The following is a 24757-nucleotide window of genomic DNA, read 5'->3' on the forward strand; positions in this document are numbered from 1 at the left end:
ATGAACTCTAATACTGCCCTGTAGAACTTTCTCTACAGGGCAGTTTTTACTCTACTATTTTAATCAACTTTTATGTTTCAATCTATATAACTATCTAATTACATTACAACCACACCACAAAAACTACAATATCCTTACATAATATACAAATCCGTCATATACGTTTACTACTCACCTGAAAGGAAATAATAAGAATAGTACACAGTACATAAAAACAACTGAAATCAATAGGAATACAAAAAGAAAAGCCCTGCAGAGATTTCTCTCCACAAGGCTTTCTCTTATTGAACCACATATTTATCTGAATTGTATTAGAATCTGGTACCTCAGATAATTATTGTGGAATTACTGCAGTTACAGTTGATGTAGTTACATTTTGACCATCAGCTGCTGTTAATTTAACAGTAAATTTATACTCACCATCAGTTGTGTCATCTACTGCTGCAGTGTAACTAACTTCTGTTACAGCAGATGTAAATGATTTAGAGCTAACAGCTGGTAATGCATCTACTGCTGCTTTTACTTTTGTTGCTGCTTGTGCAGCTGTATCAGTAGTTGCAAGTGTATAAGTAGCACCTTCAACAGCACCTTTAGCAGTATTTAAATCAGCAAGTACTGCTGCTGCTGTCGCTGCATCAATTGTATCTTGAACAGCATCAAGACGAACTTGAAGTGCATCTTTGTCTGAACCAGCAGGTAATGCAGTTACTTTTGTTTGTGCTGCATCTTTATTAGCTTGTGTTGGAGTAGCTTCTGCAGTTTCAACAGCATTAGTTGCTGCTTGTAATGTTGCAGCAGCTGCAGTTACAACTGCTGATTGACCAACAGAATTTTCAATTGCATTTTCAGCAACAGATAGGTCTGTAAAGTAATCAGCACCATCTACAGTTACACGGTATGCAGAATTCACTGTACGTGCATCTGAAAGTGTAATTTCAATTTTATTTCCACCTGTAACAGCAACATTATAGTCGCCAATTGGATTTAATTTCTTGTTATCAGAAATACGAGTAATAGTAAAGTCTGTATCTAGTAAATCTTGTGACGCACCAGTAACAGCTTCAATTCCTTCTGAATAATTAATTGTTATTGTATTATTTACAACGCTATAAGCACCTGTGTCAAGAACTTCTGGTGCTACAGAATCTAATAAGTTAGTAGAATCAACAACATCTGTACCAGTACCATTGCTTCCAGCAATTGTTACTAATTTAGTGAAATCAACATCTAAGTCTAAACCAGTAGCAGCAGTTCCAAGATCATTTTTGAATTTAACAGTTACTGTTGAAGTTCCATCAACTTCAACATCTTCAACTTGCTCTACGCCATTAACGACATAAGAGAATGCACCAGTAGATGCGGAGTTAATACCAGCAGTAAATTTAACTTTAACTGTTTTAGTATCAACTAGCTCTGCTTCATAACCATTATAAGCAGCTTCAGTACTGATATTAGCTAACTCTAATTCTGTGTCTTCTGTTAAGTCAACAATATTAGATCCATTTGCAGATGTAAATTCGCTTAGTAAGTTACCAGCAGCATCTTTAACACCTAGTACTTGTAATTCAGAAACATTAGCGTTTGTTGATGATGATGTACCACCACCTGCGAATACAACATTTTTACCATTTAGAGTTTCAGCAAATGTAATAACTACAGCTGTACCATCTTGCATTACTGAAATGTCTGCAACGTCAGAAGATAAAGCTTGTAATTGACCATTGATTTTCACTAGGTAATTTGAGTAATCAACTAATGTATCAACATTCATTTTTTTGTCGAATTTTAGAACAACACGACGATCTGATTTACTAACAATCTCTTCAAATGAAGGTGCTTCTTTATCAGCTCTTACAATTTTTCCGCTATAATCAAGCATTGTGTTTTGAAGTTTAGTATTATCTTTTACATTTTTAATAGTTAATGTGTTTTCACCAGTTGAAAGTGAAGTGTAAAGTTTAACAATAACAGATTTAGAATCTGTTGCATCTACAGTAGCACTTTGAACAGAAACCACTTTACCATCTTTGTTTAATACAGTATAGTTTTTCACTTCTTCAGCGCTATCAGCATTAACAGCTTTAGAGAAAGTTACTTTAACTGTTGTTGCATCAAGAACAGATACTTTGTTTACTTCAGGACGAGTTTGATCGATTTCAGGTTTTACAGATACTTTTGTATCTTTAGCAATTTCATTACCTGAATAATCTTTAGTTCCTTCAACATGAATATCTACAGTTCCTGTTGGAAGAGAGTTAGTTGTTGAGAAAGTGTATTTGAATTTGTTGTCAGCTAATTGTTCAACAGTTCCTGTTGCTGCTTTCTTAGAGTCACCAGATTTCCAGTAAACTTTAGAAGCAGAAATTGTAGATGGGTCAACATCTTCAGAGAAAGTTAATGTAACACTTTCTAATGTAGCTGTAGCTTCTACTACTGTTGGAGCATCTTTATCTTCAACTACTGTGAAGTCATGAGTAGATGCTAATGATACGAAACCAGCAAAGTCTTTAACTCCAGAGATAGATACTTTATGGTCACCAACTGCAAGAGCAGAAGAACTGAATGGAGTTAAGATAACCGAACGGTTATTAGCTCCTAAATCAACTTTACCGAAGTAAGCTTTACCATCAAGAGTAAAGTTGCTTTGTTTCAAATCAGTAACTGGTTCACTGAATACTACTTTCAATGATTTAGTTCCTAAAGATTTGATTGATTCAGCTACTGGAAGTGCGTTATCAACAGTTGTGAATTCAACATTTTTAGCATCAAGGAAATTAGATACTGTTACTGCATCCGCTTTGTTGTTAGCTAATGTTCCTTCAACTGTGATTGTAACTGATTTTCCATCTTCATTTAAAACAACAGATTTAATTGCTTTACCTGATTTTAATGAGTAGTTAGATTTTTCTTCAGCATTTTCTTTTGAAACAGAACCGTCAAAAGCAACAACTACTTCTTTCAGGTTAGTCGCACTTACTGATACAACTTTAGTAGCTGTTTCAGGAGCTACAACTTTATGAGCTGAATCATATGCACGGTTTAAGAATGAAGCCATTTGGCCACGTTTAACTGGTGAAGTTGGGTTGTAAGTAGTAACTTCAGTTACACCGTTTTCAGATAAGATGTTGATGAAGTTTACATATTCAGCTTGAGCTTTGTCAGTGTCAGTAACTTTTGACTCAACTCCAGCAAGATCTTTAAGACCAAATCCGTTAACTAATACTTTAGCCATTTGTTGACGAGTAATTACGTTAGCAGGCATTAAGTTGTTGTTGCTTCCCGTGAAGATACCAGAATCTTTAACGATTAAAGAAGCGTTAAATAATTCTTTATCACCATGAGTTGCAGGAACATCAGTGAACGGTGTTACTTTATCAACTAATTTGTTAGCAGTGATGTATTCTTCATAAGTTTTGTAGTCAGATTGTGAAACTACATAGTTAGCAAGAGATTTAACTACACCTTTACGGTCGATAGTGTTTTCAGGTTTGAAAGTACCATCTGTGTAACCGTTGAATAGTCCACGTTCTACAGCTTGCATAATTGCAGCGTAGTGTGTGTGTGTTGCAGCTACATCAGAAAAGTCAGTTGCTGCTGTTGTTGCGTCTGCTGCTAGAGCAGTTGGTACGATTGCTGTTGCTACTAAAGTAGCAGAAGCTGCACCAGCTAAAAATTTCTTGTATTTCGTTGGTTGGTTAGCCATGGATAATTTCCTCCTCATAGGTAAAAATAAATTTGTAAACTATTAACACGGCAAAATGATAATAGTTTACCAACTACACATTAAAGTATAGATTGGTTATAGAATTCTGTCAATTATTAAATTGGAAACAGTTTCATATAGCATCCAGTTTTATAGCTAATTGTTAGATTCCTCATTTCCATTCTATAGCAATAAAAGATAATTTCAAGTGTTTTTTTGGATTAATATTCCTATCCTCTCTTTTTGTCTTCCTAAATAGTTAAGTTTAACCAATTTATAATATTTTGTCTGAATTATGATATACTTATTGACTGAAGAGTATTCATATAAAAGGAGATTAACAAATGGCTCGCATATGGAAAAAGATTTTCCCCTCAGTAGATGATAAAAAACTAACCTTATATAAGAAGGAATTACTAGAAATAGATAAATGGGACGAAACATTACGCGGTCTTTCTGACATCGAGTTAGCGAACAAGACGACCGAATTTAAAGAAAGACTTGCACAAGGTAAAAAACTACAAGCTATTCGCCCCGAAGCTTTCGCCGTTGTTCGTGAAGCAGCTCACCGAGTTCTTGGTATGCGTCACTTTGATGTGCAGCTTATCGGTGGAATGGTCCTTTCAGACGGTAATATCGCTGAAATGCCTACTGGTGAAGGTAAAACATTAGTTGCCTCCCTTCCATCTTACTACCGCGCATTAGAAGGAAAAGGCGTACATGTTATTACGGTAAATGAATATTTGGCAAAACGTGACCAGGAGCAAATCGGTCAGATCCATGAGTTTTTAGGATTAACGGTCGGCATCACACTACCTATGACGGAGCCTTCTCAAAAGGCTGCAGCTTATGCTGCTGATATTACATATGGAATAGGCTCTGAATTTGGTTTTGATTTCCTTCGAGATAATATGGCTTATAACGCAGCCTCTCGTGTACAGCGTCCGTATCATTTTGCTTTAGTAGATGAAGTGGATAGTGTATTAATCGATGAAGCGAAGACACCACTTATAATCGCTGGAAAAACGGACGTGCATGATCAGCTCAGCACACTGTGCGCTAAGCTAGTGAAATCATTTAAGCAAGAGAAGCATTTTCTTTATGACTTAGAAACGAAGACAGTAAGTTATACAGAAGAAGGGATCGAACAGATTGAACGCTTCTTCTCTATTGATAATTTATACGATTTAGCCCATCAAACGCTTTATCATTATATGATTCAAGCATTGCGTGCACGCATGATGTTCGCCCGTGATGTAGATTATATTGTTAAAGAGGGCAAAGTATTACTAGTGGATATGTTCACAGGCCGTCCAATGGAAGGGCGCAGTCTTTCTAATGGGCTTCACCAGGCGATTGAAGCTAAAGAAGGATTAATCATTACAGAAGAAAACAAAACACAGGCTTCTATTACAATACAAAACTATTTCCGTATGTATCCATTCCTTTCCGGGATGACCGGTACGGCGAAGACGGAAGAAAAAGAGTTCCAAGAATTGTATGCGATGAACGTTATGCAAATACCAACTAATCGACCAATCATTCGAAAAGATTTACCAAATCGTATATATGCGAAAATAGATGACAAATATAAAGCAGTTGCTTCGAAGGTAAACGAACTCCATGCAACTGGGCAGCCTGTATTAATAGGAACAACCTCTATTATTCAATCGGAAGAGGTTTCGAGCTATTTAAAGCAAGCAGGCATTACACATGAATTATTAAATGCGAAAAGTATTGACCAAGAGATTTCGCTTATTTCATTGGCTGGGCAAAAAGGTATGGTCACTGTTGCCACGAATATGGCAGGTCGTGGGACGGATATCTCCCTTGGCGAAGGTGTAGCGGAGCTTGGTGGACTGTATGTTATCGGAACAGAGTTACATGAGTCTCGTCGTATTGACAATCAGTTGAAGGGTCGCTCTGGTCGTCAAGGAGATCCAGGTACTTCTGAATTTTTCATCTCGCTTGAGGATGAAATGTTCAAACGTTTTGCTGGAGAAGAGTTAGAAAAACTAGTTGCCAATGTAAAAGCAGGTAAAGACGGACTTATCGAAAACAAAAAGGCAATGGAATTCGTCTCAAGAACGCAGCGGATTTGTGAAGGTGCCAGCTATAGTGTGCGGGAATATAATTTGAAGCTGGATAATGTATTAAATGTACAGCGTAAAACTATTTATGAGCTTCGTGATCAGTTGATTTTTGGAGAAAATATAGAAGAAACCTTTGTTACATTTATAAAGGAGTTCCCAGAACATGAGCTTAACTTCTTTTTTGATGAGGAGATTTCTCATTCAGACGAAGAGTTTGAAGCACTTCGCCAAGTTTTCTTAGATAAGATGCCAGGTATAGAGCTTCCAGCTTGGGATACCGGTTTAACGATTGAAGTAGCGAAAAAACAAGTAAATGCGCAGGCTAGTCTATACAAAAACACGGTTCTCGAGCTATTAAGCCATGCTACTGAAAAGGAACAGCTTCGTATGTATTTAATCGGCACAGTGGATCAGCATTGGTTGACTCATATGGATTCGATGGACAAGCTAAAAGAAGGTATCGGTATGCGCAGCTACTCCCAGGAGGATCCGATGAGACAATATGAACGAGAAGGTTTAGAATTATTTACTCGTATGATTCACGGAATTGGTAAAGGAGTCGCAACAGAGATTTCTAATTTGATACGTGAGCATGGCGTTACTTTACAAAATGGAGGAGAAGTAGAATGATCCCTTTTTTCAAACGTACTTCTAAGAAACAACAGAAAGAATCTGCCATCGCTTCGAAAGATTTACTAGATACGGCATCTGAAGCGACAGAGGAAGAAATTCATACGAAACTATACTTCTACGGCGGAAAACCAAAGCAAGTAGAGGATCAATATTATTTCCAATTTCTGCTAAACGAATTACAGCCTTTAAAGCGAAATCAGCTTTCCCTTGCACCGATTGAGTTAAAGATTGAAGGAGAAACTGTCCATGCACAGTTTTTCTTCCGCCAAACATTAGCCAAAGAAATTAATATGGGAATTACGCCACTTGTTTTGTTCGGTGAGGATGGAAAATTAGTTGGTCGTATGGATGCAGATTTAAGTGAGCTAGGGACAATTCCTGCAGAGAGTGCTATGCCGTGGATTGTTACTTTTGAAAAAGAGCATTTGGTTATTCCAGCTGATCAAATTTTGAAGGAAAACTGGTCCATTGCATTTGAGCAAAAGCTTCCCCATCGTTTAGATTTAGACGAAAATTGGGAGAAGTCTTTAGCTACTGCGAATAAAGATCAATTAAGAAAAATTGTAGAGGATTTAACTCCTCCAAAGAAAAACGAAGTCAATTTCATGGGCTTGCAGCAAAGCTTGCGTGATGATGGAGGTTTGAGCGTAACTGTATTAATAAGAAGTGGTCATGAAAAGGACATTTCTATTAGCCAGCTACCACTTGAGGTTATGGATGCAGCTAAAGAAACGGTAGCAAAGGGTGCATTTACTCTTCCCCCACTTACTGTTCAAGCTAACACAAGTAAACCGTGGACATTCATCTTCCCAAAAGAAATGGTGCTAAAAGAACAGCCAGATTTCACTAGCTGGTCCGTAAAAGTAATCGAGCATAACTGAATAACACAAAAAAGCCTAAGTAGAATTCTACTTAGGCTTTTTTGCGTGGGCAACCAACCGACTTTTTTTAATGATTTATATATTCTGAGGAAACGATCCTTACAATTTCATGCTACCATCTTTTGTTTAAAACTTCAATAGATAAATCACTGTCAAGTAGTAAATATTAGAAATTTTTTTATTACTTTTTTAAAGTCTCTATTAAGAATACAGGTAGAACTAGTTGTCTTTTTAAGCGGCTTGGTTCTTTTGCCAGACGATAAAACCACTCTAGCCCAGTTTTTTGGAAAAATCCTGGTGCTCGTTTTACATTCCCAGCTAATACGTCAAATGAACCTCCCACGCCTTGGTAAAGGGACGGATGAAGTTTGTCTCGATTTGCTTCAATCCATTCTTCTTGACGAGGTGACCCCATTGCAACGAAAAGGATATCTGGTTTTGCTTCGTTTATCTTCTGAATAACTTTTTCGTTATCTTTTTCGTAACCATCCTGTGTACCTGCAATTTGAAGCGAAGCATATGTAAATTTAAGTGCTTCGGCTGCGCTTTCCGCTACACCTGGCTTTGCTCCGTATAGGAATATAGACTTCCCAGTTCTTGCTGCTTCTCTTACGATGCGATCCATCATATCGATGCCCGTAACGCGAGATTTGATATTCCCTTTGTTTAGCTTGGAAGCAAGAATGACTCCTATACCGTCTGGAATTTGAAATTCCGCACGGTTTAGGAGGTCTTTTAAGGACTGATCTTCTTTTGCTTTCATCAGCTTCTCAGGGTTTATCGCAACAACCAGTGACTTTTCTTTTTTGTCGATACGTTTGAACAGTTTTTGTATGAGTTCATCGTAATTATCGGTGTCGACTTTAACACCAAGTATCATTTCTTTCATTGGTTCTGATGCTCCAATTGACTTTGGCTTTTATTTTTTGCATCACCAAGCGTGTAGAAAGCAAATCCTGCTTGTTCCCATGTTTGGCGAAGTAGGCAGTTTTTCGTATCTAATACGACTGCTGTTTCTACGTTTTCACGAATAGAAGCTGGTTGTAATGCTTTGAATTCGTTATGGTCTGTCAGCACAAGTACAACATCTGCTCCAGCAGTTGCTTCATCTAAAGATTGCGTTTGTGTTGGATGCGTATTTGTTTTAATATGCGGGTCGTATGATACTACTTCTAACCCAAGTTCTTGCAATTCTTGGATCACGTCTGTTGAAGGACTTTCACGCATATCATCTACGTTTCCTTTGAAGGCTAGCCCAAGTACAGCAACTTTACCAGTTGTTTTGTTTGCTACTTCTTGTAGGATTTGTTTTGTCTTTTTCGCCGTATATCCTGGCATTCCATCATTCGTGTTACGAGCAAGCTCAATGATTTTCGCTTCCGAGCTAAGTTCAACTAAGAACCACGGGTCAACCGCGATACAGTGCCCCCCTACTCCAGGACCTGGATAGTGGATATTCACGCGCGGATGGAAGTTTGCAAATTTAATAGCTTCCCAAATGTTCACATCTAGCGTTTCTGCAATTTTTGCTAGTTCATTTGCGAATGCAATATTCACGTCACGGTATGTGTTTTCCATTACTTTTACAAGTTCCGCTGTTGTAGCGTCTGTAATATGAATTGTCCCTTTTACGAACGTTTCATAAAGCTCTTTCGTCATTTGGGCAGATTCATCATTGATCCCACCAACGATACGGTCATTGTTCGTAAGCTCCTCGAAGATACGACCAGGAATAACGCGCTCTGGTGAATGAGAAACGAAAAGTTCTACACCAATTTTCAAACCTGATTTAATCAGTTCTGGCAACATGATGTTTTCAACCGTTTTTGGTGGCACGGTAGATTCTAGGACAACAAGGTTTCCTTCCTTTAAGTAAGGAACGACTGATGCTGTTGCTTGACGTACATATTCTAAGTTTGCTGTTTTATCACGATTAATCGGAGATGGTACGGCAATAATGAATACGTCCGCTTCTTCCGGTTTAGTGGAAACTGTTAGTAGTTTTTCATCTATCGCTTTATCTAGGCGCTCTTGTAGGCCGTCTTCTTCTATATGAAGTTGTTTGTTTTGAATCATTTCTACTGCTTTTTCATTTACGTCTACGCCATGTACGCGGACGCCGTGGTTAGCGAATGTAACTGCGGTTGGAAGTCCGATATAACCTAAGCCGACCACACATAATTTTTTTTGCATGTTTGGGTACTTCCTTTCTTTTTTTACCTTGCAATATTATAGCATATTTTATGGAAATGGGCGATTTTTGATGTGTTGGGGTTGGGATTGGGTTGGTTGTGTGGTGGTTTTGGGTGGGTATGTGGCGGTTGGCTTTGGTTATGTGGTAGTTGGTTGGATATGTGGTGGTTGTAGAAGTTTATGCGGTTGTTGGCTGGATATGTGGTGGTTGGTGTGGTAATTGTAGAAGTTTATGTGGTGGTTGGCTGGATATGTGGTGGTTTGACCTGGGTATGTGGTAGTTTAATCTAATTATGTGGTGATTTGACTTGGGTATGTGGTGGTTTACTCTAGTTATGTGGTGGTTGTATAAGTTTATGTGGTGGTCGGCTGGATTTGTGGTGGTTTGACCTAGGTATGTGGTAGTTGGATCTAGTTATGTGGTGATTTGACTTGGATATGTGGTGGTTCGCTTTGGTTATGTGGTGGTTGGATCTAGTTATGTGGCGGATGCCAAGTTGGAATATAAAAGGAAGCCAATTTTTGGTTGGCTTCCTTTTTTTAGTGCAATATTTTGTATTTGGTGGATTTTTTGTATCCACTTTTTTCTACATTCATTTTCTGGAGGCTGTTGTAGATGGTGTATCTTGAATTTATTTCTAGATAATGCATGCAGTCTTTCACCGATAGGTCTGGTTTTATTAACAAGAATAGGTCTTCAATGTTTGATGAAATCGGATTTTTCTCCGTTGCTAGGCATGTTTTGCAGTGCCAGATTTGGAGTGATTTTCTATGGAGTTTGGAGTTGCAGTTTTTGCATAGGACCCCCTTTTTTAGTATTTCAGGATTTATATTCATGCGATTGCATAGGGAATCAGGTGTAAAATTATTGTTCATTTTCGTTAGTTGGTTGGCTATTTGGTTAAATTGTTGGGCAGTAATTATTGATGACCCTTTGTTTAGTTTTTGGATGAATAATGGGAGTTGTTTGGCAAAGAAGATATGACGGTTTTTTGGGGCATCTTCGATGATTGTGTTTTGGGATGGAAACACAAGTGCTTGAATGATGGGTAGTTTGGCTCTCGGAAATAATGTCTTAATACCATCGCAGTTTCGATCTAGTTGTGTGAACGGACAAGCGTATGATTTTTCTTCTACGTTGTCTTTAATTCGAACTAGTTGGTTGGGGTCTGTTTTGAATCGTAGGGTACCGGTGATATTTTTTACTTCTATTAAGAGCATGTAGGATCTGGTTAAAATTAATGTGTCGATTTGGATGTGTCGTTTGGAATGTAAGCGGGTGTGTAGATCTGGGATGATGAGTAGTTGCTGTGGAAATAATACTTCTTCTATGAATCGATCGGTTCGTAATTCTCCAAAATAGCCTGCGCTTATTTGGTCCAACTTTTCTAGGATTGCTGGGTATTTTTCGTGATGGGTTGGCAAGCGGGCTTTCAATCTTGTTAGTGCGTGGTAGTTTTGAGGTAATGGTCTGATAATTTCTATGAGTAGTGCCCCTTTCTATTGCGTTGGCAATAGGATACCAGATATTAGGTGTTGAGGCAATTGTTTTTTGGGGAATTTTATGTTGTAGATTGGACTGTTTGTGTGGTGGTTGAGAAGAGTTTTGTGGTGGTTGTCGGTCTTTTTGTGGTGATTAAACTTGGTTATGTGGTAGTTGCAAGGTTAAGTGGTGAATAGGATGAGTTTTGTGGTGGTTGGGATGGGTTATGTGGTGGTTAGTTTGATTTATGTGGTACTTATCAGAGTTTATGTGGCGTTGAAGAATTTGAGGGGGTATACCTAAAAAGATCCATTGACCTTTGGATGGTCAATGGATTGGGATTTGGTTTTATTTTACTAAAGTGTTGTCTACAGTTGCTTCTTTGCCGTTTTTGTATTTAACAGAGAATGTCACTTTTGTTGGTTCGCCAGTGAATTTGCCTTCTGTTTTCCAGAAACCGTCTGTTACGTAGTCAAATGCTGGGTCGAATGGCATTGAAATTTGTGTTGCTGTTGGATAGTCAGTTGCAAATTTTTCTGTCATTGTACCTTTCGCTAAAGATTTTCCGTCTTTGTCAAACCACTCAGCAGTTAGAGTTTCGATGTCGCTAACTGTTTTGTTTTCTGTTAAAGCTGCTCCAGCTGAATAGCTTGTTTCAGAAGTATTAGAGAAATCTTGTGCTTTGATGTCCCCAGAAACTGTTCTTGTATTTTCTACAGTAGCTTCTTTGCCGTTTTTGTATTTAACCGAGAATTCAACTTTAGCAGGTTCTCCCTTGAAATTACCTGTTGCAGTCCAGTATCCGTCACCAATATATGCAAAGTTTGCATCGAATGGCATTGAAATATCAGTAGCCATTGGGTATTCTTTTGCAAGTTTGTCTGTTAACGTTCCTTTACCTATTACATTTCCAGCTAAATCAAACCATTTAACTGTTAGTGTGTCAATATCACTTACTGTTTTGTATTCAGTTAGAACTGCTCCAGCAGAGTATTTGTCTCCACTAACTAAACCGAAGTCTTGAGCAACGATGTTACCAGATAATTCTCTTGTGTTTTCAGCTGTTTCTACATCACCATTTTTGAATGTTACAGTGAATTTCACTTTAGTTGGTTCGCCAATAAAATCACCCGCTACAGTCCAGTAACCGTCTGTTACATAGTTAAAGTTAGCATCAAATGGCATTGAAATTTGTGTAGCCGTTGGGAAATCAGCTGCAAACTTCTTATTCAATGTTCCTTTACCTAGTTCAGCTCCTGCTTGGTCAAACCATTCTACAGTTAGTGAAGCTACGTCGCTAGCGTTTTGTCCCTCTGTTAGATCTGCTCCAGCTGTAAAAGTAGTTTTAGTAAGTTGTCCGAAGTCTTCGGCTACAATATTACCGACTTCTTTTTCACTTCTGAAGATAAATGAAGCCATTTGTCCACGTGTTACATTTGAATATGGGCTGAAAGTTGTTGCAGTTGTACCAGTTGTGATTTCGTTTGCATAAAGTGTTTGAACAAATCCAGCAACCTCTTTGTCTTTTGAAATATCAGTAAATGGATTTTCTGCTAGAGTCACTTGATCAAAATCAAATCCTAAAGTAATCATTTTAGCCATTTGCGCTCTTGTAAGCGTGTTGTTTGGACCAAAAGTGTTGTCATTATATCCTTTGATAATTCCTGCTTCCACTAGTGCCGCGATGTGTACGTAGTATGGGTGATCCTTATTGATGTCTGTAAAACCAGGGTCCTTAACCTTTTTTGGGTCTAGATCTAAATCAAGTGCCAAAGCCATGATTTTAGCTGCCTGTTTACGATTGATACTTTGGTACGGTTTAAATGTTCCATCTTCGTATCCAGTGATGATTTGGCGTGAAGCTAAATCCATAACTGGTGCGTAAAGATGGTTTGTCGGTGTATTTTTTACATCCGAAAAAGTTGGTACTTTCACTTCTTCTGCTTGTGTTGTGTTTGGTAATGCCGCTACTAGTACGCTAGTAGAGAGTGCAGTTGCTAATGCAATTTTGAACATTTTTTGGTACTTGCTCATTATGTTGGACCCCCGAATTTTTTTTGGGTAAAAGCTCTCTGTGTTCAATTGATATTAGCATGTTTTATTTGTTTTGAATCCATGTAATTTGTGGATATTTTACCAATCAGTAAGAATATGTTAATTGGTATGGGATTTATTTGGTTGATTAATGGATTTTTGTGGTGGATGAGGAGGTTTATGTGGTGGATGGGACAAGTTAAGTGGTGGATTTGATGGTTTATCCGGTGGAATTGACTACATATGTGTTGTTTGATTGGGTTTATGTGGTAGGCGGGTAAAAGTATGGGGGTTTGTTTAATTGCATGTAAAAACCACTAGATTGCTCTAGTGGTTAAGTACTTTAGATAGGAAGTCTTGGGCACGCTGTGTGTCCGGATTAGTAAAGAATTTGGATGGTGCTGCGCGCTCGACTATTTTGCCTTCTGCCATGAAGACAATTTCGTCGCAGATTTCTTTGGCGAAGCCCATTTCGTGCGTTACGACGACCATGGTCATGCCGTCTTTCGCTAGTTTACGGATGGCATCGAGCACTTCAGTTACCATTTCTGGGTCGAGTGCGGATGTCGGTTCGTCAAATAGCATGACTTGCGGGTCCATTGCTAATGCTCGTGCGATGGCCACACGTTGTTGTTGACCCCCGGAAAGTCTGTTTGGGTAGGCATCAAATTTGTCTGCTAGTCCAAGGGAAGTTAGTAGTTCTTTTCCTCTTTTTTCAGCTTCTTCTTTGCTTAGTCCTTTTACTTTCATCGGTGCCATAGTTACGTTTCCTAGTGCTGTCAGGAACGGAAATAGGTTGAAGCTTTGGAAAACGAAGCCGATGTTATTACGCGCTCCATTGATATCCGTTTTTTTGTCGTGGATGGATACGCCGTCCACTGTTATTTCTCCATTGTCTATCGGCTCTAATGCGTTGATGGTTCGGATTAGGGTTGATTTACCCGCTCCACTTGGGCCAATCAATGCGACAACATTCGATTTTGGTACTTCGAGCGAAACGTCGGTTAGGACGTGGTGGTCGCCGAAGCTTTTATTGACATTTTTGATAGTAATCATTTGGGTACACCCTCCTTAACGTTATGCTTCGCTTTTTTGTAATCGTTTTTCGAAGTATCGAATGATTAGCGATAAGCTGAATGTCATGATGAAATACACAAGCGCAACGAATGTCCAAACTTCAATCGGACGGAACGATGTTGCTACTAGGTTTTTTGCGTCTAATGTCAACTCGCTTGCAGCAATAATAGATATTAGAGACGAATCTTTGATAAGCATAATAAATTGTGAAGCAAGTGGCGGTAATATCCGTCTAAATGCTTGCGGTAAAATAATATGTGTCATCGCTTTTGTATGGGACATTCCAAGGGAACGCGCTGCTTCCATCTGCCCTTTTGGTACGCCTTGGATTCCAGAGCGAACAATTTCTGCGATAAATGCACCGGCAAATATTGCGAGTCCTACAATGGACCCCCAATACGAGCCTAATCTAAATACTTGCCCGAGCACATAAAATATCCACATTAGTAGAACGAGTAATGGCACCCCACGAATTATTTCAACATACGCAGATGATATAAATCGAATGAATTTGTTTTTGGAAATGCGCCCAAGTCCAAAGATAATCCCGATTGGAATTGCCAAAAGGATCGAAATTGCTGAGATTTCTAACGTTTTGAGTGCACCATATATGAACACATCCATATTTTGTGGGATGACACTCCAGTTATATTGATACATAGTTGTTCCTCCTCTAGGTTGCCAGAGTGTATTACTCTTCTACTACTTCTGATAACCAGTCAGAAGTTTCGAACCATTTTTCGCGAGATGCAAGTTCTGTCGGGCTTCCAAGGTAGCTGTCTAGGAATGAATTCACCCACTGAATTGTTTCAAAGTCATTTTTTCTAATAGCAATCCCTAAGTTCTCAGTTGAAATTAAACCTTCTAATTGAGTTACAGCATCTCCGTTACGTAATTTCCATACCGCGATTGCTGGCTCATCGTACACTACTGCGTTTGCTTCCCCTTGCGCCATTGCTGCCGCTGCTGATGGGAATTCTTCAAAGTCTAGAATTTCTGCATTTTTGAATACATCTTTCGCAAGTAAAGCACCAGTTGTTCCGATACCTACTGCAATTTTGTTACCTTTTACATCAAGATCTTGCCAAGTTTTTGTTGTTGTATCTGATCCAGGAATCATTACAGCTTGACCAGTTTGGAAGTATGGATTTGCAAAGCTTACTGCTAATGCACGGTCGCCACGAATGGTCATTCCTGCGAAAACCATATCCACTTCGCCTGTTTGTAATGCTGAAATTAGACCATCAAATGTGAATTGTTTATATTCCACATCCACACCAAGTGCTTCTCCTAGTGCATTTGCAGTGTCTACGTCATAACCTACGAAATCGCCATTTGGATCTTTCATATCAAATGGGAAATATCCTGGAGACATCCCGATAATTAATTTCTTCTCTTTTAATGCTTTTTGAATTGTTGAGTTTTCTGTTGATACTCCCCCGCCTGAATCATTGCTACAACCTGCGATGATTAAAACGGTAATCATAAGTACTGCTGCTAACCATTTCTTCATAATCTTTTTACCCCCGTTTTTTTTATTCAGTTCCCCTTATGAAACTTGTGAATTATTAGTAGTATAGATTATTATTATTCACATGTCTACATAAAAAATAATTAGTTATAATATTTTTATTATTGATTCTATTTGGGAAAAAGTGCAAAATAGATTGTATATACTTGTAGTTTATGTAACTTGGTATAAGATTAGTATTTTATATTTTCAGCATTTAGATGTTTTATTATTCTGCATAATGCATTTTTATTCAAAAAGGAGTGTTTGTCTTGGTTTTTCCTAAAAGTGAGGTTGGTAAGCGAATTAGGTATTTACGTAGATTTCAAGGATTGACGTCAGAAGAGTTGGCGAAAAAAACTAGCGTGAGCCAGAGTATGATTTCTCAAATTGAGCGAGGACAAGTTTCTCCTTCTTTAGAAACGTTGTGGAAATTAAGTCATAGCTTGAAGGTTCCGGTGTTTTCGTTCTTTGAGTCAGAGGAAAATAATGCAGTAACGCTTACCCGCAAAGGTGAGGGTAATCTGATAAAACGTGTGCGACCTAATGTAGGATACGAACTTTTGTCGCCAAGTTCCGGCAAACAGATGAGCTTTTTTAAGATGATCGTGTCGCCAGGCGATGGCACCGATGATCCACTCATGTTCCATGGCGGCGAGGAGTGCGGGCTGATGCTGGTTGGTAGTTTGCGTATTGAGATTGATGGCGAGGCTTACCTAATTAACGAGGGCGATAGTATTTACTTTGATAGTTCGCTACCGCATCGGTTTATGAATGATGGCGATACGGATGCAATAGCTATTTGGACGATGACATATGATTTTTAGGTTTTGAGGGTCTTTCGCGAGAGTGGAGGGCTTTTTTTGTTGGGGAGGTTTTTGTCTCTCGGATAGATTGGGTTGTCTCTCGTATAGGAGCTGTGCTCTCTCGTATAATCTGAGGTCGCTCTCGTATATGGGGAGCTCTCTCGTATCACCTGGAAATTCTCTCGTATAAATCGGAATCTCTCTCGTACACTCTCGTTTAGATTGGTATCACTCTTTGCTAAAAGTTTATTTATAAGTAAAGCCCTTTGACTTGGTCAGAGGGCTTTACTTTGGAAAGATCATTTGGTATTTAGTACTTGAGGATTTTCCGATTTTCGTTAGATTTGCTTTTTTCATTATTCTGGTTGCCTCATGGTTATTGTTTAGGCGCAAGAATTGTCTGCACTCCTTGTTTGATAGTGTTTTTCTAGCTATTAAAAAATATTCTTTGATTGTATGTTGGTGTGCAGTTTGACTTGGCGTACTACACTTAGGACAAATCCATCGGAGCTTAACCTTTTTGATTCCAATATAGGTACAATTTTCGCAAATAACTCCAGTGATTAAATCTTTGGGATCAATCGAATAGTAATCACTTAGCGGAAATGGTTGATAGTCCTTGTTTTTCTGTAAAATGAGATTTTTTATTCGTTCGAGTTGCGTTACGTTTAAATGGGGCTTTTGAGTTTTTATTGCTCGCAGATAAGAGAGTAAATCGTTTTGTAAGAGAATAGTTGTCCGGTTGGAGGAATTAATGATGTGCAGAGTTTCAAAAGCGAAGACAACGGCACCTAGGACTGGAAGATTGATATTGAATTGTTTGAAAAACTGGGTTAGTTGATAAATATAATCTTCTACCTGAGATTCGGGGCTGCGACTGACATTTTTCACTCCATTTGCAAGTGTCTGAACCATCTGGCTGGGGTTAGTTGTAATTTCAACGGTATCTTTGAAATTTTTTACTTCTAGGATTAATGCGTAGTGTGGCGTAACAATTAGGATATCCATTTGAATTAGCTTTTCGGCATATAGACTGACGTTGTGGTATGCGTGAAACGAGTACGGGAGTTTTAGTTTTGCCAGTTCGCGCATTACTACTTCTTCACCAATGTCTCCGGCGGCTTTGTTTTTTGCTTTTTTCAGCATACTTTTATGCATTGGATGAGATATTGGGAGTCTTAGCGCAATAGAATTTAGTGCTTCTGATTCTAAAGTTGTTTTGAATGGTTTTACTATCAATATTTATCACCTCAATAATAGATTAGCATAGTACTTTCAGGGAATCCATTTAATTTCCATTTTTACGTTTTAATTAGATATTGTGCTGTAGAAATGGAATTGTTACATATTTTAAACAATTTAATAATCGATGGTTTTTCAGTATTTAACGTTGATATGAATGGAATTTTCAATAGAATGCAAGTTAGTGGATTAAGAAATTGTTCGGGATTATATAATATTATGATGCTGTTAGATTTCATGATTTTAATGTGCTTTTCGCTTTTAGACGAAAAGCTTCCGATTGGGTTTTACTCTGGATATGTGAGGATTCTACTCTTGTATGAATGTGGCTCTCTCGTATAGGAGGTGATCGCTCTCGCGTAAGCGATGATCAATCTCGTATAGGTGGTGATTGCTCTCGTATCGGCTATGATCATTCTCGTATAGAATGCGATCTCTCTTTTATGCACTAGGGTCTCTCGTACAGAGGTTGATTGCTCTCGCATAGGCGATGATCATTCTTGTATAGACTGGGATCGCTCTCGTATGCGCTAGGTCTCTCGTATAGGGGTGGATTGCTCTCGCATGGGAGACGATCATTCTCGTATAGAAAGGGATCTCTCTCGTATGCGTTGGGGTCTCTCGTATAGGGATGGATCGCTCTCGCATAAGCGATGATCATTCTCGTATAGACTGGGATCGCTCTCGTATGGGTCGGGTTCTCTCGTTTAGGGGTGGATTGCTCTCGCATAGGCGATGATCACTCTCGTATAGACTAGTTTCTCTCTCGTATGCACTAGGGTCTCTCGTCCAGATGGTGATTACTCTCGTATCGGCGACGATCATTCTCGTATAGAATGGGATCGCTCTCGTATATATAGCAATCACTCTCGCATAGGGCATTTTCTTTATGTGGGCATTATTAAAGGACCCGCCGTATTTAGGCGGGTCCTTGGGAGTGAATAGCGGTTCGCTGAGCGCTTTAATTCAAGGTAATATAAGTTTTATTTACTAAGGATTGCTTGTAAGATGTCGACGACTTGGTCGATTTCTTCCGTTGTTACGGTTAGTGGTGGCAGGAGGCGGATGACGTTTGGTCCTGCCGCTACTAGTAGTAGACCTGCTTCGTCGGCTGCTGTTATGTAGGCTGCAACTTCTTCTTCGCAGACGATTCCAAGTAATAGACCAGAGCCGACTAGCTGATTGGTTGGTAGAGCTTCATTTAATTTCTCGATAAAATAAGCAGATTTTTTATTCACATCTGCTATAAATTCCGGTACAAATACGTTATCCAATACTGTTTGTGCGACGGCTACCGCTAGAGGATTTCCTCCGAAGGTCGTGCCGTGTGTGCCTGGACCTAATGAGTCGTGTAGGTCTGCTGTTCCGAGCATAGCACCGATTGGGAAGCCACCGCCAAGCCCTTTGGCTAACGTCATAATGTCAGGTTTTAGGACTGTTTGCTCGTATGCATAGCGAGTACCTGTACGGCTAATGCCTGTTTGGACTTCGTCTACTATGAGTAGGATTCCATTGGCTGCGCATATGTCCGTGATAGCCTGTGCAAATTCCGGTGTTACTTGGTTGACTCCGCCTTCTCCTTGGATTACTTCGAGCATGATTGCGCCGACTTCATCGTCGATTACTGCTTCTAATGCAGTTACGTCGTTGAAGGGTACTGTTTTGAACGTTTCGAGCAATGGACCGAAGCCGCTGCGTATTTTGTCCTGACCAGTTGCGGACATGGCACCGAATGTGCGACCGTGGAATGATTTTTCAAAGGTGATGATCGTGTGCTTTCCAGTATGTTTGCGTGCCAGCTTGATAGCTGCTTCGTTCGCCTCTGCTCCGCTATTACAGAAGAATGCGTGAGCAAAATGTGTATCATTTACAAGAGTTTCAGCAAGTTTTTCTTGTTCTGGGTTTTCGAATAAGTTCGAGATATGCCAGAGTTTTTCACTTTGCTGTTGAATCGCTTGGACCACTGCAGGATGAGTGTGCCCCAGACTGAGCACAGCTATACCACTTGTAAAATCGAGATAGTTTTTTCCAGTATTGTCCGTAACGATCGTACCTTTACCTTTCACAAGGTGAATAGGTCGGCGAGTATAGTTTTGGAATAAAGAGCTCATGCGTATACCTCCTGCTGCAAAATTGTTGTGCCGGATAGCTGATCTCCGACGATTTGGACGGAGGGAATACCTGCTGTTAGGCAATCAAGAGCCGCTGTTACTTTTGGAATCATCCCACCGTATATATCACCCGAAGTGATCCATTCGGTAATTTTATCAGAGGTAACAGTTTCTTGTACCTCTCCATCTATTTTTATACCTGGCGTGTCGGTTACGAGTTGCAGGCTTACTGCTTTTATTGCTAAAGCGACTTCGCTTGCTACAGTGTCGGCATTGATGTTCAGTGGGTCTCCATCTGTGGTGCAGCCAATGCTTGAAATGACTGGCGTGATTCCATTTTTCAGTAATACTTCAATAAATGATGTATTCACTTGTTGGATTTCTCCGACAAATCCGTACGTTGCTTCATCTAATAGCTCGCATTGTAACAGCTGACTATCGTAGCCACTAAGACCGATTGCTTGGATTCCGCTTTTATTCAGCTGGTGCACTAGTGCTGGATTTACTTGACCGACTAGTGTTGACTGGACAATCCCGATTGCTTCGGCGGATGTCACTCGTATTCCGTTAATAGAAATGGTCGAGATTCCGTTACTTGCAAGGGCTTTGTTGATCGCAGGTCCCCCGCCGTGAACGATGACGATTTCACGTCCAGATACTTGCAGTCTTTTGAAATTGGTGAAGAAGTTTTCATTTAACCCCTCAAGCATGCTACCGCCCAGCTTGATGACGATGCGTTTAGGAGCGGTAAGTTGCGTTGATTTGGACGTAGTCATATGTCAAATCGCACCCCCAAGCAGTTCCTTGGCCGTTGCCTTGATGAATATCGACGAAGATTTTGACTTCTGGCTGCTTCAAATAAACGATTAAATCATCCTCTGAAAAAGGTACAGGCTCGCCGTTTTCTACAACTTTTGTTGTCCCTAGCAGGATTGTAATGGCGTTTGGATCAATTGTTGCACCGCTATAGCCGACCGCTGCAATGATTCGTCCCCAGTTTGCGTCATTACCAAAAATGGCAGTTTTCACAAGCGGAGATCCAACTACTGTTTTTGCTATTTTACGTGCTTCTATATCAGTAATAGCACCTTTTACTTCCACTTCAATTAGTTTCGTTGCGCCTTCCCCGTCTTTGGCAATCATTTTAGCTAGATCTTGAGACACAGTGTGTAAGGTTTCTACGAAGTTTTCCCAGTCTGGATGGTCTGGTGTTAACGTATTATTTTGTGCCATTCCATTTGCCATCACGATGACCATGTCATTTGTCGATGTGTCGCCATCAACAGTAATTGCGTTGAAAGTAACGTCTGTGATTGCTTTTAGTGCGTCCTGAAGATGGTTGGATTCGATATTTGCATCGGTAGTGATAAAACCAAGCATCGTTGCCATATTTGGTTCAATCATGCCAGAGCCTTTTGCGGTCCCTGCGATAATAACCTCTTTACCATCAATGATTGTTGAATAAGTTGTATTTTTTGTTACGGTATCTGTTGTCATGATTGCTAAAGAGAAGTCGATCGCACCTTCTAGTTCGTCCGCAGGTTCTAACGTTTGAATCCCTATAGTTACTGGCTCCATTTTCATGAGCTCCCCGATAACTCCAGTTGAGGCAACACCGATAAGTGATTGATCTATCCCTAGTTTTTCTGCCGTTAGTTTTTGCATCGTGTATGCGTCTGCCATCCCTTGTTTTCCTGTGCAGGCATTGGCATTCCCAGCGTTGACGATGATTGCTTGCATTTTACCTGTTTCATATACGACATCTTTTGTGATTAGTAGTGGTGCCGCTTTGATGGCATTTGTTGTGAAAACTCCAGCTACACTTGCAGGGACGTCGCTAACAAGTAATGCAAGATCTTTTTTCTTATGTTTTAGGCCGCAATGGATACCTGTTGCTTGGAAACCCTTTGGTGAAGCGATGTTTTTATAGGAAATGCTTTTCATCGTAATCGTTTTTGTAGTCATCGGTTATTCCTCCTCTTTCTAGATAAATAGTGGGACTTGCTGAAGACCAGTCGTTTGGTCGAGATTAAACTGTACGTTCATATTTTGAATTGCCTGGCCCGCTGCTCCTTTTACGAGGTTGTCGATGACCGAAACGATGGTCGCGCGATTTGTGCGCGGGTCGACTTTGACGTGAATATCACAGAAATTAGAGCCGTACACTTGATTGGTACCGAATTTGTTCGTTTGTTCGATAATTCGGACGAACGGATGGTTTGCATATGTTTCTTTTAATGCGTTTGTCAGTTGTTGCTCGGTAACGTTCGGTTTAAGAGAGGCGTAGCTTGTTGCTAGAATTCCTCTAGTCATCGGAACAAGATGTGTCGTAAAGGTGATAGGTGATTCTAGATTTGCAAATAAGTTGATTGCCTGTTCTATTTCCGGTATATGTTGGTGTTCATGTATTTTATAAATAGCAGTGTTTTCATTTGTTTCGCTGAAATGCGTCATTTGAGATGGTTTGTTACCTGCTCCTGACACGCCACTTTTTGCATCTATGATGAGATTCGCCCCGTCGATCAGATTTTCCTTTAGTAGTGGTAACAATGAAAGCAATACTGCGGTAGGGTAGCATCCCGGGTTTGCGATTAGATCTGCTTGCCTAATTGCTTCTTCGTTCCACTCTGTTAGACCATAGACACTTTTTTCTACTGCGTCAGATGGAGCTGGTGTTTTTTTGTACCACTGCTCATAGTCTACTGGATTTTTCAAACGGAAATCACCGGACAAATCAATAAGCTTTGGACCGCTTCCTATTAAAGAGGGTAAAATATCGGTAGATACCCCTGAGGGAGTACTCGTAAAAATGACATCATATTCTGTTAGTCTATTATGTTCGATTGCTAGAAGCGCTTGATCGTAAATATTCATTAAATGTGTATATTTATTCGAAAATTGTATTCCTTCTTCTGAAGAAGTGAATAAATCAATATACTCGGCATCCGGATGATTATGCAATAATCTTATTAATTCTAGACCACCATAACCCGTTGCTCCTATAATTCCTATTTTCATCCTTATCACTCCAACCGTAAGATAATGATTAGTATAATACTGCATAATTATAAAGTCAATTGTATTTTTAATTATTATTGTGAATATTTATCTGATGAGTTGATGAAAATAAACCCCCTTACTTTACGCAAGGGGGTTGGATTAGTTATTCGAATTGTTTTTGTTACCATTGCCATTGTTATTACCATTGTTGTTATCATTGTTGTTATCATTGTTATTGTTATTGTTATTGTTACCATTGCCATTGTTATTACCGTTGTTTTTGTTTCCGTTATTCGGTTTGTTATTTGATTTATCTTCGTTCTTTTTCTTTTCTTGCCCTGGTTTTTCATTGGAATTATTTGTTGGCTTGGCTTCTGTTGTTGGCTGTTCTTGATTGATATTTGTGTCTGTTTTTTTAGTATTTTGTTTTGGTGGGTTCTTTTGTTCCTTACTTGTTGCTGGTGTATTTGAATTTGATGACTTTTCTTCTTTTTTAATTTGTCCGGGAGGCTTTGTTGTAGGCTGTGCTTTTTTCGATTTTGTCTCCACAGAACTCTTGTCTGATGATGATTTTGCTTTTTTTACTTCCTGGACCGCTTTTTCAATTTGTTTTTTGAGCTTCGGTTTATCTTCTTTTTCATAAACGGTTGTGACAGCAAGTTCTTTCTTTTCTGTACTTACTTGTTCTACTGCTTTTGCTAACACCGAATCGATCGATTGACCCTTCCAATCTTTCATTGCTCCTGTAGTTGAATGAAGAGACATAACTTTGCCTTCCTCGTCTACACCGATTTCAATAGTCGAATCCCCTTCCACTTGTATGTAGGCGTAGGCAGTAGTTGTTTGTGGAAACCACGATGCAACTAAAAATATAAGTAGGACTGCAGCTACTAAGGCTGGCGCTATGAAAATTGGTTTCACTCGTTTTGAAGATGTGGATGGGGCAATTAAACGAAACTCTGCTTCTTCACCAATTTGAACGTCTTCAATAAGTGGAACTCCACGAAGAAATTCGCCATCTTCTGTAAGAAAAACAGAGTAGGCAGCCTTCTTTTCGCAAACAATGCCTCTATATTTGCGCATCATATGATTTCTCCTTTCACGTAGTCTTTTATATAAACGAAGTCACTGTTCAATAGAAGTACAACTGCAATTATGTATTTTCGTTGCCGTTCCAATGTTTTTCTCGACACTTCCACCAGTGCTTCTATTTCTTTCAAAGGTAGTTTTTTAGTTTTTATTAATAGTCCATATAGTTCTTCTGAATCTGCGGTAATTTGAGCAATTTGAAAGGCTGTTTTTCTAGCGTCCTTATGTTTTGGTGCTGCTTTTGTCAGTTCGTCAAATGATAAGTTAAAGTTGGATAATAATTCGCTATATTTTATCAGTTCTTCTCGTCTTGTTTCTTTAAATTGCTCTTCCGAATATGTAGTTACTGCGTGCTGTTTTAATAAAAAATGATCATCTTCCAATTCATTTTCACCGTTATCAAAGAGTAATTCTTGTTTATATCGAACCGCTTCTTTACGGATAAAATCAATTAAGCGTCTTTTTATAATTAAGTGGGCAAATGTTTGGAAAGAAGCATTTTCAGTTGGATTATATGCATTTATCGCTTCGTGACAACCATTTAACGCAATGCTGAATTCCTCATCCTGTTCATCAATCGTTCGTTTACATATGAAACTAGCTGTTTTTTTCAAAAAAAGGGTATGAGCAAGAAGGAGGTCATTTAAAACCTCCTCATCACCCGCTTGCGCCTTTGTTATAAGCTCTTGCATATTTTGTTTTGGTTTTGTTTTGAATAGACCTTGCATAATTGACAAGAGCATACATACCCTCCGTTCCCATGTTTCCCTTAGCCTATTATTTTACTCGGCCGAGTAGAGAATGAAAAGCGGTGCTATTTTTGTTTTGGTAGTTTCTTAAATTACTAGACGAAATTAAAAGTATCTACACGATTTATTTCATCTCTTAAAATAGTGTTTTAT

The 24757-nt window shown here is 39.2% G+C and carries 20 protein-coding genes; 5 read left to right on the plus strand and 15 right to left on the minus strand.

Translation table 11 applies throughout. The features are described from left to right. Positions 1 to 334: 334 nt before the first annotated feature. The gene (locus MKY37_RS06305; RefSeq protein ID WP_340775002.1) at positions 335 to 3703 is read right to left on the minus strand and encodes an S-layer homology domain-containing protein; all 3369 of its coding nucleotides are present in this window, start codon (positions 3701 to 3703) and stop codon (positions 335 to 337) included. A 344-nt stretch (positions 3704 to 4047) separates the two neighbouring features. Between MKY37_RS06305 and secA2 the strand changes: the two genes are divergently transcribed. Together secA2 and MKY37_RS06315 are read left to right on the plus strand one after the other, a co-directional pair. Then, positions 4048 to 6426, plus strand: coding sequence for an accessory Sec system translocase SecA2 (gene secA2 / locus MKY37_RS06310; protein WP_340775004.1), 2379 nt, complete (start codon positions 4048 to 4050; stop codon positions 6424 to 6426). After that, complete coding sequence (locus tag MKY37_RS06315) at positions 6423 to 7310, plus strand: accessory Sec system S-layer assembly protein (RefSeq protein WP_340775005.1); 888 nt, start codon at positions 6423 to 6425, stop codon at positions 7308 to 7310. Before secA2 ends, MKY37_RS06315 begins: the two co-directional genes overlap by 4 nt. 181 nt (positions 7311 to 7491) lie before the next feature. Here MKY37_RS06315 and MKY37_RS06320 read toward each other — a convergent pair whose 3' ends face one another. The 3 genes from MKY37_RS06320 to MKY37_RS06330 all read right to left on the minus strand — a co-directional run bounded on the left by MKY37_RS06320 (position 7492) and on the right by MKY37_RS06330 (position 10940). Continuing rightward, a complete protein-coding gene (locus tag MKY37_RS06320) occupies positions 7492 to 8199 on the minus strand; it encodes a WecB/TagA/CpsF family glycosyltransferase (protein ID WP_340775007.1) in 708 nt (235 codons plus the stop codon). Further along, a complete protein-coding gene (locus tag MKY37_RS06325; RefSeq protein ID WP_340775009.1) occupies positions 8196 to 9503 on the minus strand; it encodes a nucleotide sugar dehydrogenase in 1308 nt (435 codons plus the stop codon). The genes MKY37_RS06320 and MKY37_RS06325 overlap by 4 nt, the downstream gene beginning before the upstream one ends. Before the next feature lie 540 nt (positions 9504 to 10043). Next, entirely contained in the window at positions 10044 to 10940 is an 897-nt protein-coding gene (locus MKY37_RS06330; RefSeq protein WP_340775011.1) for a nuclease-related domain-containing protein, read from the minus strand. A 108-nt stretch (positions 10941 to 11048) separates the two neighbouring features. Between MKY37_RS06330 and MKY37_RS06335 the strand changes: the two genes are divergently transcribed. Then, positions 11049 to 11183 carry a hypothetical protein gene (locus tag MKY37_RS06335; protein WP_340775013.1) on the plus strand — a complete coding sequence of 45 codons (135 nt, stop codon included), beginning with the start codon at positions 11049 to 11051 and terminating at the stop codon, positions 11181 to 11183. A 151-nt stretch (positions 11184 to 11334) separates the two neighbouring features. Here the strand turns inward: MKY37_RS06335 and MKY37_RS06340 are convergent, their stop codons facing one another. From MKY37_RS06340 to MKY37_RS06355, 4 genes are all read right to left on the minus strand, one after another. Further along, the gene (locus MKY37_RS06340; RefSeq protein ID WP_340775016.1) at positions 11335 to 13020 is read right to left on the minus strand and encodes an S-layer homology domain-containing protein; all 1686 of its coding nucleotides are present in this window, start codon (positions 13018 to 13020) and stop codon (positions 11335 to 11337) included. 327 nt (positions 13021 to 13347) lie between these two features. Beyond that, positions 13348 to 14076: an amino acid ABC transporter ATP-binding protein gene (locus MKY37_RS06345; RefSeq protein WP_340775019.1), complete on the minus strand. Its 729-nt coding sequence runs from the start codon at positions 14074 to 14076 to the stop codon at positions 13348 to 13350. A 21-nt stretch (positions 14077 to 14097) separates the two neighbouring features. After that, positions 14098 to 14757, minus strand: coding sequence for an amino acid ABC transporter permease (locus MKY37_RS06350; protein WP_340775022.1), 660 nt, complete (start codon positions 14755 to 14757; stop codon positions 14098 to 14100). A 31-nt stretch (positions 14758 to 14788) separates the two neighbouring features. Continuing rightward, positions 14789 to 15610: a transporter substrate-binding domain-containing protein gene (locus MKY37_RS06355; protein ID WP_340775025.1), complete on the minus strand. Its 822-nt coding sequence runs from the start codon at positions 15608 to 15610 to the stop codon at positions 14789 to 14791. Positions 15611 to 15870: 260 nt separating this feature from the next. On the opposite strand from MKY37_RS06355, the gene MKY37_RS06360 reads away from it, so the two are divergent. Continuing rightward, positions 15871 to 16434, plus strand: a complete 564-nt coding sequence (locus MKY37_RS06360; RefSeq protein ID WP_340775026.1) for a helix-turn-helix domain-containing protein — start codon at positions 15871 to 15873, stop codon at positions 16432 to 16434. Positions 16435 to 16698: 264 nt separating this feature from the next. On the opposite strand, the gene MKY37_RS06365 is transcribed toward MKY37_RS06360, so the two are convergent. Next, positions 16699 to 17652, minus strand: a complete 954-nt coding sequence (locus MKY37_RS06365; protein ID WP_340775027.1) for a nuclease-related domain-containing protein — start codon at positions 17650 to 17652, stop codon at positions 16699 to 16701. Positions 17653 to 17745: 93 nt separating this feature from the next. Here MKY37_RS06365 and MKY37_RS06370 point away from each other — a divergent pair, with 93 nt between their 5' ends. After that, positions 17746 to 17997: a hypothetical protein gene (locus MKY37_RS06370; protein ID WP_340775029.1), complete on the plus strand. Its 252-nt coding sequence runs from the start codon at positions 17746 to 17748 to the stop codon at positions 17995 to 17997. Between the two features lie 641 nt (positions 17998 to 18638). Here MKY37_RS06370 and MKY37_RS06375 read toward each other — a convergent pair. From MKY37_RS06375 to sigI, 6 genes are all read right to left on the minus strand, one after another. After that, complete coding sequence (locus MKY37_RS06375) at positions 18639 to 19766, minus strand: acetylornithine transaminase (protein ID WP_340775031.1); 1128 nt, start codon at positions 19764 to 19766, stop codon at positions 18639 to 18641. Beyond that, entirely contained in the window at positions 19763 to 20542 is a 780-nt protein-coding gene (gene argB / locus MKY37_RS06380) for an acetylglutamate kinase (RefSeq protein ID WP_340775033.1), read from the minus strand. Before argB ends, MKY37_RS06375 begins: the two co-directional genes overlap by 4 nt. Next, on the minus strand, positions 20505 to 21731 hold the full coding sequence (argJ, locus tag MKY37_RS06385) for a bifunctional ornithine acetyltransferase/N-acetylglutamate synthase (protein ID WP_340775035.1): 1227 nt from the start codon (positions 21729 to 21731) through the stop codon (positions 20505 to 20507). Before argJ ends, argB begins: the two co-directional genes overlap by 38 nt. 18 nt (positions 21732 to 21749) lie before the next feature. Continuing rightward, on the minus strand, positions 21750 to 22784 hold the full coding sequence (gene argC / locus MKY37_RS06390) for an N-acetyl-gamma-glutamyl-phosphate reductase (protein ID WP_340775037.1): 1035 nt from the start codon (positions 22782 to 22784) through the stop codon (positions 21750 to 21752). 141 nt (positions 22785 to 22925) lie between these two features. Then, the gene (locus MKY37_RS06395; protein WP_340775038.1) at positions 22926 to 23849 is read right to left on the minus strand and encodes an anti-sigma factor domain-containing protein; all 924 of its coding nucleotides are present in this window, start codon (positions 23847 to 23849) and stop codon (positions 22926 to 22928) included. Then, positions 23849 to 24598, minus strand: a complete 750-nt coding sequence (gene sigI / locus MKY37_RS06400; protein WP_340775040.1) for an RNA polymerase sigma-I factor — start codon at positions 24596 to 24598, stop codon at positions 23849 to 23851. Before sigI ends, MKY37_RS06395 begins: the two co-directional genes overlap by 1 nt. Between the last annotated feature and the right edge of the window lie 159 nt (positions 24599 to 24757).

This window comes from Psychrobacillus sp. FSL K6-2836 (assembly GCF_038003085.1).
Taxonomy (GTDB): Bacteria; Bacillota; Bacilli; order Bacillales_A; family Planococcaceae; genus Psychrobacillus.

Coding starts and splice junctions, on each gene's coding strand:
- MKY37_RS06305 (WP_340775002.1), bottom strand. CDS start 3,703: ATGGCTAACCAACCAACGAAATACAAGAAATTTTTAGCTGGTGCAGCT.
- secA2 (WP_340775004.1), top strand. CDS start 4,048: ATGGCTCGCATATGGAAAAAGATTTTCCCCTCAGTAGATGATAAAAAA.
- MKY37_RS06315 (WP_340775005.1), top strand. CDS start 6,423: ATGATCCCTTTTTTCAAACGTACTTCTAAGAAACAACAGAAAGAATCT.
- MKY37_RS06320 (WP_340775007.1), bottom strand. CDS start 8,199: ATGAAAGAAATGATACTTGGTGTTAAAGTCGACACCGATAATTACGAT.
- MKY37_RS06325 (WP_340775009.1), bottom strand. CDS start 9,503: ATGCAAAAAAAATTATGTGTGGTCGGCTTAGGTTATATCGGACTTCCA.
- MKY37_RS06340 (WP_340775016.1), bottom strand. CDS start 13,020: ATGAGCAAGTACCAAAAAATGTTCAAAATTGCATTAGCAACTGCACTC.
- MKY37_RS06345 (WP_340775019.1), bottom strand. CDS start 14,076: ATGATTACTATCAAAAATGTCAATAAAAGCTTCGGCGACCACCACGTC.
- MKY37_RS06350 (WP_340775022.1), bottom strand. CDS start 14,757: ATGTATCAATATAACTGGAGTGTCATCCCACAAAATATGGATGTGTTC.
- MKY37_RS06355 (WP_340775025.1), bottom strand. CDS start 15,610: ATGAAGAAATGGTTAGCAGCAGTACTTATGATTACCGTTTTAATCATC.
- MKY37_RS06370 (WP_340775029.1), top strand. CDS start 17,746: ATGGAATTGTTACATATTTTAAACAATTTAATAATCGATGGTTTTTCA.
- MKY37_RS06375 (WP_340775031.1), bottom strand. CDS start 19,766: ATGAGCTCTTTATTCCAAAACTATACTCGCCGACCTATTCACCTTGTG.
- argB (WP_340775033.1), bottom strand. CDS start 20,542: ATGACTACGTCCAAATCAACGCAACTTACCGCTCCTAAACGCATCGTC.
- argJ (WP_340775035.1), bottom strand. CDS start 21,731: ATGACTACAAAAACGATTACGATGAAAAGCATTTCCTATAAAAACATC.
- argC (WP_340775037.1), bottom strand. CDS start 22,784: ATGAAAATAGGAATTATAGGAGCAACGGGTTATGGTGGTCTAGAATTA.
- MKY37_RS06395 (WP_340775038.1), bottom strand. CDS start 23,849: ATGCGCAAATATAGAGGCATTGTTTGCGAAAAGAAGGCTGCCTACTCT.
- sigI (WP_340775040.1), bottom strand. CDS start 24,598: ATGCTCTTGTCAATTATGCAAGGTCTATTCAAAACAAAACCAAAACAA.